This is a genomic window from Pseudoalteromonas luteoviolacea H33-S (assembly GCF_001625695.1).
In the GTDB taxonomy this organism is placed as follows: Bacteria; Pseudomonadota; Gammaproteobacteria; order Enterobacterales; family Alteromonadaceae; genus Pseudoalteromonas; species Pseudoalteromonas luteoviolacea_B.
Map to the genome: position 1 here is coordinate 77,109 of NZ_AUXY01000078.1, position 15,080 is coordinate 92,188.

At 40.5% G+C, this 15,080-nt stretch carries 8 protein-coding genes; 4 read left to right on the forward strand and 4 right to left on the reverse strand.

Going from position 1 to position 15,080, the window contains the following annotated elements; all coding sequences use genetic code 11:
- Positions 1 to 443: 443 nt before the first annotated feature.
- Together N477_RS14355 and N477_RS14360 are read left to right on the forward strand one after the other, a co-directional pair.
- Entirely contained in the window at positions 444 to 2,018 is a 1,575-nt protein-coding gene (locus N477_RS14355) for an alkaline phosphatase (RefSeq protein WP_063362964.1), read from the forward strand.
- A 156-nt stretch (positions 2,019 to 2,174) separates the two neighbouring features.
- Positions 2,175 to 2,663: a hypothetical protein gene (locus tag N477_RS14360; protein ID WP_063362963.1), complete on the forward strand. Its 489-nt coding sequence runs from the start codon at positions 2,175 to 2,177 to the stop codon at positions 2,661 to 2,663.
- Positions 2,664 to 2,752: 89 nt separating this feature from the next.
- On the opposite strand, the gene N477_RS14365 is transcribed toward N477_RS14360, so the two are convergent.
- Complete coding sequence (locus N477_RS14365; protein WP_063362962.1) at positions 2,753 to 4,741, reverse strand: TonB-dependent receptor plug domain-containing protein; 1,989 nt, start codon at positions 4,739 to 4,741, stop codon at positions 2,753 to 2,755.
- A 90-nt stretch (positions 4,742 to 4,831) separates the two neighbouring features.
- Positions 4,832 to 5,206, reverse strand: coding sequence for a hypothetical protein (locus N477_RS14370; RefSeq protein WP_063362961.1), 375 nt, complete (start codon positions 5,204 to 5,206; stop codon positions 4,832 to 4,834).
- Between the two features lie 539 nt (positions 5,207 to 5,745).
- On the opposite strand from N477_RS14370, the gene N477_RS14375 reads away from it, so the two are divergent.
- Positions 5,746 to 11,886, forward strand: a complete 6,141-nt coding sequence (locus N477_RS14375; RefSeq protein WP_063362960.1) for a leucine-rich repeat domain-containing protein — start codon at positions 5,746 to 5,748, stop codon at positions 11,884 to 11,886.
- A gap of 433 nt (positions 11,887 to 12,319) precedes the next feature.
- Positions 12,320 to 13,732 (forward strand): serine hydrolase domain-containing protein, encoded by a 1,413-nt coding sequence (locus N477_RS14380; RefSeq protein WP_063362959.1) that lies wholly within the window; start codon positions 12,320 to 12,322, stop codon positions 13,730 to 13,732.
- A 494-nt stretch (positions 13,733 to 14,226) separates the two neighbouring features.
- Here N477_RS14380 and N477_RS14385 read toward each other — a convergent pair whose 3' ends face one another.
- Together N477_RS14385 and N477_RS14390 are read right to left on the reverse strand one after the other, a co-directional pair.
- Positions 14,227 to 14,487: a hypothetical protein gene (locus tag N477_RS14385; protein WP_063362958.1), complete on the reverse strand. Its 261-nt coding sequence runs from the start codon at positions 14,485 to 14,487 to the stop codon at positions 14,227 to 14,229.
- A 316-nt stretch (positions 14,488 to 14,803) separates the two neighbouring features.
- Positions 14,804 to 15,061: a hypothetical protein gene (locus N477_RS14390; RefSeq protein ID WP_063362957.1), complete on the reverse strand. Its 258-nt coding sequence runs from the start codon at positions 15,059 to 15,061 to the stop codon at positions 14,804 to 14,806.
- Positions 15,062 to 15,080 lie beyond the last annotated feature (19 nt).

Sequence of the window (15,080 nt, forward strand, 5' to 3'; positions counted from 1 at the left end):
TATCCCCTAGGTAAAGGTAGTGAAATTTAATATTTTTAGTTGTGCTTAGATGATACATAATAACAATACTGCATTGTTGGCATTTATCGCATAAAACTTACAGTTGAACCGAAAATCCACGTAAAAGGTACAAATCATGCTTAATGGTGGCGGTTTTTTCTGTTGTTCAACGGCGTTTGATGAACTGTGTTTTATACGTAACTTCCTCTCATTTTCGGCGCTTAATATCGAAAATGGATGTTAAACGCACTAAATATGTTGATTTAGTTATTTTCCTAAATTTAGCGATGAAATATTTTTATCAACTTAGTCGGTGATAATGTTATCTTATAACATAACGTATTTCAGCTGTTTTGTTATACGCTCTGTCGCATGTGTCTCAAAAAGGTAGCAGCGCATTGGTATATTTTTCAGCTGTTAACTAACTGAGTGACTGAATTAAGATGCAAAAATTATTTAAATTATCGCTAATTGCCACAGTGATGTTATCAACCTCATGTGCAATACAACCTAATAAAAAACAAGAAATAACAGAGTCAAGTGGCCCTAAAAATATTATTTTAATGGTGTCAGATGGCATTGGCTTTAATGGGTGGTTAGCAGCCGATTATTATCAAGGCCTTGCGGGTCAACAAACTTACCAGGTGACACGTCCTGATGGGACACAACCTCTAGTTTTTGGATTGGCACATAGCGCATTAAATTTAGTGGATGAAGATGGCAATACGTTAGCCAGAGGTGCAGATTTATCAACAGCAGCAGGTGCTGTAGAGCAAGGCTATGATCCGCAAACCCGTTGGCAGCGCTTTGAAAATGCGATGTTAAATGATTACACCGAATCAGGAAGTTATACCTCTTATACCGATAGTGCCGCAGCGGGTACGGCGTTAATGAGTGGCCGTAAAACAGCTGTTGGTCGGGTGAATATGGATTGGAGCAATAGTGAGCAATTCGATACGATTGCGCAAATTGCAATGAAACAGGGACTATCTGCGGGTACTGTGACATCTGTGATGGTTTCTCACGCGACGCCTGCTGCTGCGGTGGCACACAATGTATCTCGCAATAATTACGCTGAGATTTTCAACGAAATGCATGACTCTGGCCTGTCTGTGATCATGGGCGCAGGACACCCAATTTATGACGCCAGCGGACAGTTAAAACCACAAGACAAGCAAACATACAAATACGTGGGCGGTGAGCAAACATATAACGCGTTACGTGCTAACGAGAAAGGAAGTGCTGCTGCGTATATCGAGTCTAAACCTGAATTTGAAGCGTTGGCGCAAGGAGAGTCTCTTCCTAAGCGCGTCGTCGGGATTGTCCGTTCAGGTTCGACATTGCAAGCGAGTCGATCTGGTTTAAATAGTGCAAATACGCCCTCAGGTATGGCATTTAACGAGGGCGTGCCAAGCCTAGCAACCATGAGCTTGGGGGCATTAAATGTATTGAACCAAGACCAAGACGGTTTTTTTGCCATGATTGAAGGTGGTGCAGTGGATTGGATGGGGCACGCCAACAATATGCCGAGGTTCATCGAAGAGCAAGTTGACTTCAACCAAGCTGTGGACGCAGTAATCAAGTGGGTTGAAACTAATTCTAGTTGGGACGAAACCTTGCTGATTATCACCTCAGATCACGAATGCGGTGGGATCTGGGGAGAGGGCACTTGGACAAATGGCCAAGGTGGTGCAGTTGCAATGGATAGAAGTAAAGCGTCTTTAGAAACGGCACGTTTTAACCCAGCAGAAGATCAATTTAACGCTTTCTTAGCGGTTCAAAACAGAGGTAAAGGTAATATCCCTGGGTATCAATGGGCTTCGCGTAACCATACCAATGAGTTAGTCCCTCTTTGGGTGCTGGGTAAAGGTGCTGACAGATTTAAGGAATTTTCTCGCACAGATCCAAAAGCTGGGCAGCTTTGGGGCGAGCATTATAATTGGAATGGTAACTACGTTGACAACACCAGCGTATTTCAGGTGATGGAAGCCGCATTACTGCGATCAACTGTCCGATAAAACGTGCTACCAAGTAAGCATGCGGCTCTGTGTGCTTACTTCCCCAAACATTTTTAAATCAATCACTTTCTTAAATACTTTACATTTAACACTGTTTAAATACACAGTATTTGTGGTGTCGTGTTTCGAAACTAAAAACAATCAACAGGAAGACCCATGCTTCAAACACGTGAGCACAATGAACCAAAGGATTTCGATTTTATTATTGGCGAATGGCAAGTAAAACACCGTCGTTTAAAAGATATTTTAAATGGCTCGCAAGAATGGATTGAATTTGATGGCCAATCATCCACAGTGAAAACACTGGGTGGGTTTGGTAATGTCGAAGATAATCATTTGCACATGCCAAGTGAGTCAATAAGAGCAAAAGCAGTTCGCTCTTACAACAGTGAGACCAATGAGTGGTCTATTTGGTGGCTTGATGGGAGAAACCCCGGCGCAATGGATACCCCTGTTGTAGGACAGTTCACGGATGGCGTAGGGCGTTTTTATGCTGATGAAACCTACAATGGTGTGGCTGTTAAGGTCAGATTTGTATGGGACTCAACAAACCCTGATATGCCAACTTGGCAGCAAGCATTTTCTAAAGATGATGGCGAAACATGGGAAGTGAACTGGAAGATGGAATTTACCCGCGTACAGTAATTCACAATCTACTACGCTCGCCACCCTCTAAGTAGGTGAAAAGGGGAAATAGAGTTAAGTCTATTTCCCTTATTTATTACTAAAGCGCCTTAACCAAACGTGACTCTCACTCCTGCATTGACAGTAAATCCGTCATTGCGAGACCAAATATCGGTTGTCCAGCGTCCACTTTTTGCCTGTTGCGGCAGCAAGAGTGAGTAATCTTTGGTTTGACGGATATTCAGTAAGTTTTCAGCATTTAAAAACCAACTGACATTGCCCAGCGTGATTTGGCCCAGCAGTCCAAGGTGCCAATATGGGTTGCTGTTGTCCAGATAGGGATTGTTTTCTAGCTTTTGCGTGCCAGTATAATAGGCTTCAAATCCAACTAAATGACTACCATGTTCTTCCCACATGATCACCGCACCAGCAGAGTGTCTTGGTGTCAAAGCAAGAGGTTCGCGACCAAAACCTGTCGATGTTGCTTTACTGGCATCTGTATATAAGTAGCTGGCGGTCAATTTAATGTCATGCCAACGATAACGCAGTAGTAATTCAGTACCGCGAATTTCACTTTGCCCAAGCGCGTTCACAATACGCACCGTTTTACCCGAAAGCGTACTAGCACTATCTAGCATTTCAAGCTCTGTGACGTTATCCACATCAGAAGCAAATAAGGTCATGCTGGCTTCGATGCCATTGAACGTATAGCCAAGATCAATGGATGCGGTCGTTGCGCGCTCAGCTTCTAAATCTGTCATCGGCGCAAGTCGTGAAAGGCCCGTATCATCAATGTCTTCGATAAAGGGCGTGGGGGCATAGAATCCTTTGCCGTATGAGCCACGTACCGTCCAATCACTTGGGTTGTAGAGTACAGAAATGCGTGGACTGAATTGCGTGCCATATTCACTGTGCCAGTCCGCTCGGGCACTAAGTGACATCGCGACATCTTGGGTGATGTCGTAATCTAATTGTGAAAATAGGCCCGGAACTTCAAATTGGTAGTTAAAGTCAGGGTAACTTTCTGATGAAAACGCATCGCTTTGATGCGCAATGCCCACAAGCCAAGCTGCATCGTCCGTATAGCCAGATAAACTCGTTTCAAGCAGGTAGCTTTCATGCGTGTCGTTTTCTAGTATTTGGCCATATTGATGGTCGTGATCTTGATGCATGACAGAACCTCGGACATTGAGGTTGAGCACGTCGTCTAGTGGTTGCTCAAAGATAAAACCGCTGTCGAGCCTAGTGGTATCTTGTGCCTGAACATAGGGTTGTCCATCAGGCATGAGTGCACCTTCAAGAGTTCCCGCTGTACGCTGCTCAGTCATGGCACCAAATGTGGCATATAAGTTTGCACCACTGTCACTAGACCAATAAAGTCGAGGCCGCATAGTCGCCCGGTTGTAAGCAGCCATATCTACCCAGCCGTCATTATCAAGGTCTTTTGCTGCTTGATGGTGCGCCCCTGCAGTGATAGATGTACTGAGTGTTTCTGTTACTGGCGAAGCGACATAAGCTGTGATGTCTTGACCATCTTTAGAGGTCGCATTAAATAAAACTTCCCCTTCAAATTGGTCTGAAGGGGTGCGCGATATTAAGTTGATCACGCCACCCAGTGCCGAGCCACCATAGAGCGACGATGCCGACCCTTTGATGATTTCGACGTTGGCCAGATCAGTTGGTGGGATCTGAAGTAACCCGATTGACGCACTTTGGCCGCCATATAAAGGTAAGCCGTCGCTTAATAGCTGGGTATAACGGCCGTATAACCCTTGTAATCTAATATTGGCACTGCCGAGCGCCGGTGATGTATTTTGTACTCTGACTCCTCCTGTTTCGGCGACGAGCATTGAAATGTTGCCCGGTCTCATCAGGGCTTTTTCTTGCACCTCTTCTGCATTGATGACTTCGGTGCGTGTGGCTGATTCTGTAACGATACGGCCAAGTCTAGATGCAGTAACTTGGATTTTTTCAACCTGATTATTGTTATGGTCGTGGTGATGATCGCCATGGCTGTCTTCATGATGATGCTCACCTGCATATGATACAAACGGCAGGAGCATCGCAGAGATGGCGATAGTAGAATAGGTGTTAAGCATTTTAACCTCTAAATATGCAAAAGCGATACGCACAATGCGTATAAATAAAATGAATTTTAAAAAATGTGCGAATTACAGGCGCACTGATCCTTAAGAGGTAAAAATAGGGGGACGAAAGAGTAAATCCTTCATGTCAATCGGGTGCTGATGGGCAATAGTATGTGCCAAATGATGGTATTTAGATAACGATACTGATTGATTGTCTGGTTTCACATAGGCGAAAGTCATACAGGCATTTGCAGGGCAAATACATTCATCTTCACAGCAGTCAACCTCACAACAATCATCCTCACTTTGCGCGTTTTGTTTGGCAGTGTCTAAAGAAATTGAAGCAGGGGTATGCACATCAGAAACAAGTACTGAGTCTTGTTCATAAGACATCACGAAATTATATGCGAGCGACTGGCCAACAAAGGCGACTAACACAGCAGCAATAACAAAGATGTGTGATAAGTGCTTAAGCATACGATTCTCAGTGACGAAAGTGAGCGTACTTTAGAATATTTTACCTAGTTTGTGAATAGGTATGCGGTTAACTGATGTTTATTCTCTTTATAAGTCTGATGTGTAAATACAACAGCGTTTTACTTAAATAGCGGCTGTAAGGAATGCAAGGAGTCAATCAAGCGAGCAAGTACTATTCGATTTTTAGAAACCCTAACCAGCTAAGGGTTTCTGGTTTTGCCGTATAGGTCAGATTATCAAAGTCGCTAAGTCAACGCTTCAGTTGTTAATTTAATATGTCCTTTTAGCCATGTTTATATCAAATTTCAAGCGTATTAAATGAATTTAAAATGATGAAGTTGGTGAATATATATTCGCAATAAAAATTAACCTCAAGGTTTTGTTAATTTTATCTTTTTTATAGGTTTTATTTTTGTAAGTTTATGATTTATATGTTTTTGTTTTTTCCTTTTTAATATAGCATTGCCCGGGTTTTATTTTGCAGACCGACAAGTAGTTGATCTTATTTAGTCGATTTTTAAATTAGGGAGTGATGTCTGTTGATTTCTTTTAGGCGATCTAACGCTTTTTTTAGAGCATTTATTTCAATTGTTTTTTTATTAAGCATAGCTGCATGCGGGGGAGCAGGAGAGGAGGAAGGTTCAGCCGATCCTCAAGAAGGGAATAGTGGGCCTGAAGCAGTAAACCCAGCACCCCAAGTTGATATTTATGGTGTTACGCATATTGATGAGCAGGAAGAGTTTAAACTCACTTTTAATGCTAATGTCGGTGCTGATGTACGTATCACTTGGTCATATGACGCCGATATTGAGCTAAACATCTCAGGTGATGATTCATCGACATTAACGGTGATATCTCCCGATATAATAGAAAGTCAAAAAGTAACTTTTTTAGTTGAGTTATTGCTTCAAGATGGCACTTCTGCGACTGATGAACATGTTGTTTTTATCAATGCGCGTGATAACGTCCCACCAGAGGCCTCTATTCAAATTGATGAAACCCCCGTTGAGCGCCAAGCGTTTGAGTTAATTGGCGTGGCAGATGACGTTGATGGCGAAGTTGTAGAGCATCTTTGGACTCATAATTCAGCGCTGGCCTTAGTTCTTGCGGGTGAAAATAGTAGCACTTTAACGGTGACAAGCCCCGATATTCAATCATCACATGAAGTCTTATTTACCTATACAGTGACTGATAATCAAGGTGATAGCACCAGTGTCTCTAAGCTGATCTCAATGGAGCCTTTGACAGTAACTTTTACGCTTGCAGGTAAGGTCACTGATGCGCCAATTGCACATGCTAAAGTTGATTTTGAGGTCGGTACTGGGCTATGGACAGCGATTGCAGATGAAAATGGTGATTATGCTTTAGAAATCGATGTCGATGAGGCGTATACCTCGGAGTTAGCGACATTAAAGGCAACAGGGGTTGATGATCAGAGTAATGTGGTATTGGTTTCTCAGTTGAACTCTGTCGGCTTTATTGCTGAGCAAGCTGGTGCTGATAAAATTGTCACCGCGCTGGAGCTGTTTGATGTCAATATTACGAATGTAACGACAGCAGAATATTCACTTTTAGGTCAAGATCTAAATGGCTATAGCAATGATGATGAGCTAAATGAGGCAAAATCACGAATTTCGTCACAACAAAAATTAACGATTGCGGTGATGCTTAAAGCAATCATTGATCACGAAATTCAATTGCCTGAAGAAAGTGCTACAACACTTGAACTTGTCCAAAACTTTGAATTGACCGAGCAGTTAATAACACGCTTGCAAGCAAATTATCCTGAGTTATTTACTCAAATTGAGAGCGATATACTCAATGATGAGACCTTGGTTGAGAGCACTGCGTTTTTGCCAGAAGGCGAATATATTTTGGCCGAAACACAGTTTTTCGATGGCCTGAATGTTCATTTAGATTTTAATGAAAATAATACCGGCTTTTTAACCCTGTCAGGCAAACGCATCTTTTTCAATTGGCAACAAAATGGCATCAATACGCGCGTCGATCTCAATGAAGAGTTATTGGTAAAAAATGCAGGATTAGAACAACACATTGGCTTTTACACTTCATCATTCTCGATTAAACATTATGAACGAAATCAACAGTCTTTAGCAGTACAAGTTGAATTTGATTTATCTCAACCATTAGATGAGCTACCGTCAGGGCAGTATTCGACAGTCGCTGAGTTATTTGCAAAAGATGATCTACAAGCAGTAACTGAGGAGATGCTTATAGGTACGTGGAGCTTAGACTTTGCGACTACGAATGAGCATTTTATTGTCGACCTGACATTCAGTGAAAATGGCATTGTCGAGATAAGCGAAGGTTTTGGGACTCGTCAAGTTGAGTGGCGTTTAAGCCAAGGCAATATTGAAATTGATGATGGGTTGCAGAGTTTTAAAATCAGCTTGATAAGAGCGTTTAACTTGGGCTATCAAAGTGTTGTATATCACGGTGCGGTATATCAGCAAGGCACTTTTGTTAAGCATCAAACTGTTAACTTTACTGATATTGACTATCAAAAAACATGGCGAAAAACACACAGTAACAAGTCACAGTCTGCCTTTTATGTGGATGAGCATGATAATTTTAACTTTAAATGGCACCGTCATATTCAAGGTAGTAATGATGAGGGCGTTTTAAAGCGATTTGAATATGCATTAAATGACCTTAAAACTGAATATTGCAATGTTGAGTTTATTGGGTGTGAGATTTCAACAACGCATCACTTTAAACTCTTGGCTCAGGTGGGTAATACCATTGCTGTTTCATATCATAGAGACAAGCTCGCTGTGTCAGATAAACCGACAGAGATACAGTTTTATACGTTATCTGATCATAAGTGGCAGCATGGTGAGTTTACTCAAGCCTTGTTTAGTACCAATAAAGTTGAGCAACTTTTTTCTGCCCAAACCAATTTATATTCTGTAAGAGGCAATGAGATCTCGCAGTTGAGTAGCCAGTATTTTTGCTCATCAAATGAAGGCTGTTTCGACTCAATTGCATTGAATGGCACTGTTTATAAATCTTCGATAGAAAATCAGAAGCTGAAGCTTGAAGCGTATCCGAGCGGTGAAATTTCATATATGGAGATCATAAATGAGTCTGACAATGCGATTTCAATGTGTCTCTATGCCCACGAAAGCATTTGTACAAACGGTACAAGACTTGATTTCACGTTTATAAAGCCAGAGCTTGACGTCGTTGTCACACAAACAGGTCAAGGGCGACTGATTACTTCGACAGATAAGTTCTACTTTAGAGAGCACTTTGCTGTTTTTATCGAAGAAGTCGATGGGTATATTCTTGACTCGATTTCAGGGTGTGCCGGGGAGCTAAAAACCGTTGGTGAACACGTCATATATGAAATCACAAATCCTACCACAGCTTGTGAGATTAAGGCTGAGTTTGTTCCTAAAGCTATGCATACGCAAAGCGCTGTTTTAGTAGATGCGACACGGTCTGAATTGATGGATAGTTGGTTCTATACAATTGACTCAGACAATGCAGGCACATATTACGGACTAGATAAGCAAGTTGGCTTCAATATTGAAAGTTTAGGGCTATCTAATTACCAATTTATATTTGATGATTACATTCGAACTCGCGTCAATGGTGACGACTTTTTTGCAGCTAAATTTTCACTTGAGTACGATGTTAACGGCACAACAGCGTGCTGGTACGGTGCCAAATCGGATGGTTCAGTAGATGCCATCTTCCAATTTGAGAGCATGGTTTGTACCGCAGTTGAGTTAGCATCGCAGCAGCCAGTGGCTGAAATTGAAAGCAGTGAGCTTGTGGGTCAGTGGTATTTTAATTTTGATACCTCCCTTAATTGGTATCAACTCATTTTAAATGCCGACAGTACGGGGACACTCACAACATTAAACCATGTTGGTGGAGAAGAACAACTTTATATCAATTGGGCTATCAGCGCTGATGATAAGCTTGAAATCACGGATGAAACGGGGGCATTCTCTTCGCTACAACTGATCAAAAAAACGGATACAGTTTATACGTTTTTGGCAAATGAGTTGGTTGAAAGCAATGATGGTCAAAATCCTAGCTGGCTAAGAAGTGGTACATGGTCGTTTATCAAACAACAAGAGCAAGCAATTGGCTTATCAGACATAACGGGGATGTGGCCTGTTAGCAACCATGAGCTGAGTGCTTTTTATCTTTTTGCTGATGGCGAAGTCCGAAATGGTCTGCTTAATGGTGCTGCATCTGCGGTACTTGATGATAATACGCTCAGGGTTTCTGCAGGCTACAATTCGAACAGAGGAAAGTTTGAGCATTTATGTGATACAACGCGCTATGAATGTACGGAGCGTGTTATTGGGGAATACCACATTATCGCGTTGAATGGGCAAACTGCTTATATTCGTTTTGTTGACGAAATAAATGATCAGCATGTTTTCAAAGCCATCAATATTGATAGCAGTGACAATGTTTCTCAGGGAATTGAGACTCACCATGTCTCAAATACAACCTATTATGAGAAAAGAGCAGGCAAAGTCCGCACTTGGAATTTCCTCAGAAATTGGCGCGGGGAACTTTCAGTTACTTTTGATGGTGTATACCCCGCGTCAGCTGTTGAGCTGTCACAAGGTAATTTGGAAATCACGATAGATGATGAGGCGTTATCTTATCGTTTGATTGAGGTTTCATTAGAAGGTCTTACACTCTGCCAGCTGAGTCAGGGAGCCTGTGAGCAAGATATGCAAACTAGGCTGTTTTTCCAAGTACCACATGTCGCTGTCTCATTGGATATACCTGAAATACTTGAACCCAAACATAACTTAGTTTCTGGTCAACTGAAATACGGTACGCAATTAGAGGTGAAGATTGCACGGCCAATGCAAGGCCATTACGCGGATTCATTTTCTGGATGTGGTATTACACGACCTGAAGAGATAAGTAGTGGTTATGTGTCTTTTTTATCGGATACGTTAACAGAGTCATGTTCATTACAGATGACCGCGGCACCAATTCCTGACTCAAATTCGCAAAGGTTAGGTATCAAGGATAAGGTGATAAGTCACTGTATAAATAAATCGTTCAACGAGTATGTCGAGTATCAAAATGCACTGTTTTGCCAGCGCGGTGGGTTAGATCTTGGTGATATGACCAACTTGGAAGGGATAGAAAAGCTGACATATCTAACTCAGCTTAATTTTAGAGGGGTCACAATTAGTAAAGAAGGTGCTCGAAGGTTAGCAGGTTTAACGAATTTACAGTCTATCAGTTGGGATACGAACTCCTCAGATAACACATTTGGCGACCTCGAGTTGGATTTATCACAACTCACGAATCTAGTAACCTTAGAGACTAAGTATATGCCTTTGGCCAGCATAACTTTGCCAAATACACCAACCTTGCGAAAGTTGTCCTTGTCGCTTACAGGGCTAGCAGAAGTCGATGTATCTGGGTTAACGGGATTAAGATATTTAGATGTGAGTTATTCAAAAATTAGCTCGCTGGATTTATCAAATAATAAAGCGTTGTATAGTTTAAATGGGAGTAGCTCTTCGCTGCAAAATATTACGGGTGTCACAGCGGAGCATATCCTTGATTCTGCTTATTTAGATAGAACACATTTTGAAACCTTGGATTTAACTGGGTTTGATAACCTAACTAGGTTAGAGTTGGCTGTTTCGAGGTTAAAAGAAATAGATATATCAAAAGCGCCGAGGTTAAAAAGCTTTAAAGCAGATAGATCTCAGTTACATACAATGAATTTTGCCAATGTTTCAGGTGTTACGTTCGCAAATCTATCAGAGACGCCATTGACAGAGCTCAGTGCTGAGATGATGCCAAAATTACAGTTTTTGGACCTAGTAAAAAATTCCCTAACGTATTTGGATTTGTCTCAACATCAGGACTTGCAAAGCGTGTCAGCATGGCAAGGCACACTCAAGAGTGTTCTGTTACCAGACAATGAAGATGCATTTGATGGCAATTTTTCACTGCAAGCAAATAAAATTGAACGATTGGTGATTCCAGCTAACTCTAATAATACAAGGATAGATGTAAATAATAACCTGCTGACTGAACTGATTGTTTTGGGTACGCCGAGTAGTGTCTATGCAGAAAACAACTTATTGGAGACTGTGTCGATACATTATGATTCAAAGGTGACTTCTTTGTCCCTTTCAGGAAATCAGCTAACGCAGGTTGATATTTCAGGGGAGATCGTAAACCTAGATCTATCGGATAACCAGCTAACATCATTTTCAATACCTGAGGGTGCTCAATTCCATAACTTGAACTTATCGAAAAATGCGCTGAACAGGCTCTCTGGTTCTGGCAAATTAGGTTCTAGTTTGGACGTTTCAAATACGTCGTTATCAGAGTTAGATTTAACGCCATTTGGTGCGATAACAAGTCTAGATATTAGCTTAACAAATATTGCATCTATAGATATACCAGCCACCTTGAGTGGTTTAACGGCTCGAGCAATACCAATGACAGAGCTAACCATTCCTGCTAATAATAATTTAAGGTACCTAATTTTAGAAAGTAATACGTTGAGCGACCTTCAAGGGCTAGAAAACATAGATAGATTTTTAAATATTTATCTAAGTGATAGTACTATTAAACGTCAGCTTTTAGATACTCTTATGGAAACGGAGAAAGTCAACTTATATGGGCTTTCATCCATTGATATAAAGTAAATATGGTTGATTGAAGGTGCATTAGATTTAATCAATAACCTATTGGTGAGAGGCTTTTATGGAGCCATGTTTAGGTTTTGACTAGGGCTTTAAGTTGCCCAAAGTCCTCTGTCTTTCAATATAGGAAATTTAATAAATAGGGAGTTATATTTCTTAGGTTGTTACCAAAGTTAATATAACCCCTTTTTTCACTCTTCAAAGTTCATCAAGCATCACTTTATCTTTTTCAAACGTATCGCAGTAAATTAAGGTTGTATTTTTTTAGGCTGCAGATCCCAATGTCTGAAAAAAGGGTTATATTTTTTTGTTTAATTTTCTGTTTGAAATTTTATATGCAAAGTCATGTTTTTTATTTGAATATTGATGTAGATTAATTGCTTGCTGGCCTTCATAAAGGCAGGGAATATTCATCAATAATAATAAAGGATTTACTTTGAAAAGTTTCATACTTCTACTTCTTTTGGTTTTCTCTGGTCAATTGTTGGCCAAGGAAGCGCTGTCTAATTCGTTCTTACAGTTATTTAATAAAGGTGACAGGCATGACGCAAAGGACTATCTGTCAAAAAACATGTCACAAAGTCGTATTCAAACCTATGGGATTGAAGCGCACGTTGGTGCATTTTTAAATATACAAAATACGCATGGTAAGTTGACGTTAATTAAGGAGCTCTCAGAGGAAAATAACAACGAACGCCTGTTAGTAAAGTCAGAAAATCATCAGCTTACTTATACGTTGATGATTAATCGAGAAGCACAAAAGCCTCACGGCATGAACTATTTCTATTTACGTGATATGCCAGACAAAGAGAAGACTAAAGCGGGACTATCGAACCAAAAAGTTGCGAGTGAGCTTGCCATCTTGATGGAGCGCTTGGGTAATAATGATGCTTTTTCTGGCGTGGTATTGGTTGCAAAAGGAGAAAAGGTCATTTTTAACCAAGCTGTTGGTTTTGCAAACAGAGAGTGGCGAGTTAAAAACACATTAGATACTCGGTTTGCGCTTGGTTCAATCAATAAAATGTTTACGGCATTGGCTGCTTTAAAATTAGTTGAGCAAGGTAAATTAAAGTTGGACGACAAACTTGTTGATTATGTCGACCGCAGTTGGTTGCCTGAAGGGGAAGTAGAAAAGATTACTGTGCGTCACTTAATGACGCATACTTCAGGGCTGGGTAACTTTTTCAATGATGAATTTAATGACAGTAACAAAGAGTTATACCGAGACTTAGAGAGCTATAAACCACTCATTGCGGGAACACCACTGCACTTTTCTCCAGGTTCACGTAACCGCTATAGTAACTCAGGGATGTTGATGCTTGGCCTTGTGATTGAAAAAGCCAGCGACTTGTCATACTACGACTTTGTTCAAAAATACATTTACGACCAGGCCAATATGGCTGACTCTGGCAGCTTTGAGTTAGATTCAACTACACCGAAATTAGCAACGGGTTATTTGAAGCGTATGCACAGTGATAATTGGGTGAAAAGTACTTATACACGCGCTGTAAAAGGCAGCCCAGCTGGTGGCGGATTTTCGACAAGTAAAGATTTACATCGCTTTGCACTTGCACTGACAAATTATAAATTACTCAATGAAGAACTAACCGAGCAAGCTTACAGTGAGAAGTCTGCCTACAATTCGGCAAAATGGTATGGCTACGGGTTTTCGATTGGTGGCCAGCCTAGTAATCGTATTGTTGGTCATGGTGGCGCTTATTTAGGAGTTGATGCACGTCTTGATATTCATTTAGATACGGGATATGTAGTAGTAATTTTAGCGAATCAATCAGATGCAGTATCACCAGTTCGCAGGCAGATTAACGAGTTACTTGAAAAGGTAGAGTAATTTAATTACAAGTGTCACTTGGGTACTTACAAATTAAGCCACTTTGACTTCTCAAGGTGGTTTTGACATTGTTTTTGACTAAAAATGAGAGTATTTAAGGGTACCTTGCCATTTCCTTAGTTTCCATATTTCTTAAGAAAAGTGCTTTTAATTTAACTGTCAAAAGTAAAAGTTAGCTGTGAACTTGTTGAATAATTTAGCTATCATTATTATCAGTTCAATATCTTGCTTATAAGCCGCTGCTGGAGGGGGAATAGATCGTGAAATGAATGATGCATGTATAATTAAAATGGTGTGATGTCTTTACTTAGGTGGCTTTGTGACGCTGAGTTTACAGTCAATTATTGGTCATAAAGATTGATGTTATCTGTTGTATAGGCTTAAGTATATCAATGTGAATACGCTCAAGTGTGAAATTTTTTCACTAGTTACAGGCTTATTATCTACTTCAACAAACCGAAATACCACTGCATTCTCGGTTTTAGTTTCTGGTTTTATATTCTTCCCTTTCCTTCGCAAATAAATAAACTATAGATGGCTCCTGGTGGGTAATAGCAGCTTGTATAGATGATCTGAACCCCCGGGTATTTAGCTTCAAAGTCATTCCTAAACTTAACCATAGCTTCACTCAAAGGGACATAAGTATAGTGTGTTCTATAGAAAACCTCTCTCTCTGATGCTGTGGAAGTTAACGATGCAAATAATGTTGTCGCCATAATGGCTGTAATTAATACTGATTTTATTTTAGATAACATCTCTAAGCTCCTTTTATTAATTTAAAGTTGTAAGTCGTTACGTCTGTTTCATTAGTTTAAAAGGTCTAACAGACCGTAAAATAGATGATATATGTATAATGGTAGTGGTGTGGGGTTTCTACTTAGGTAACCTTATGATGCTGTACTTACAGTCGATTATTGCCCGTAACGATTAATCTTATCCTGTGCATATGGCTGCAGTACATCAATGAGGTTACGCATCCAAGTGTGAAATTCTATATCCTAAAAGGTTTCAGCTTTATTCTTAAATGCAACAAACCGAAATACCGCTTAAATTTCGGTTCTAGTCCCTGATTTATCTTATTCCCTTTCCATTACACATAAAAACAGGCATGCCACCACCTGGGTAATAGCAATATGCATAGGTGATCTGAATACCCGGGTATTTTGCTTTAAATTCAGCTCTGAATTTAGCAGTGGCTTCATCTTGAGTCACATATGTGTAGTGTTTTGAGTAATATATATACCTTGCAGATGCTGTGGAAGTTAACGATGCAAATAGTGTTGTTGCCGCAATGGCTGTGATTAAGGCCGATTTTATTTTAGATGACATATCTAAGCTCCTTTTGCTG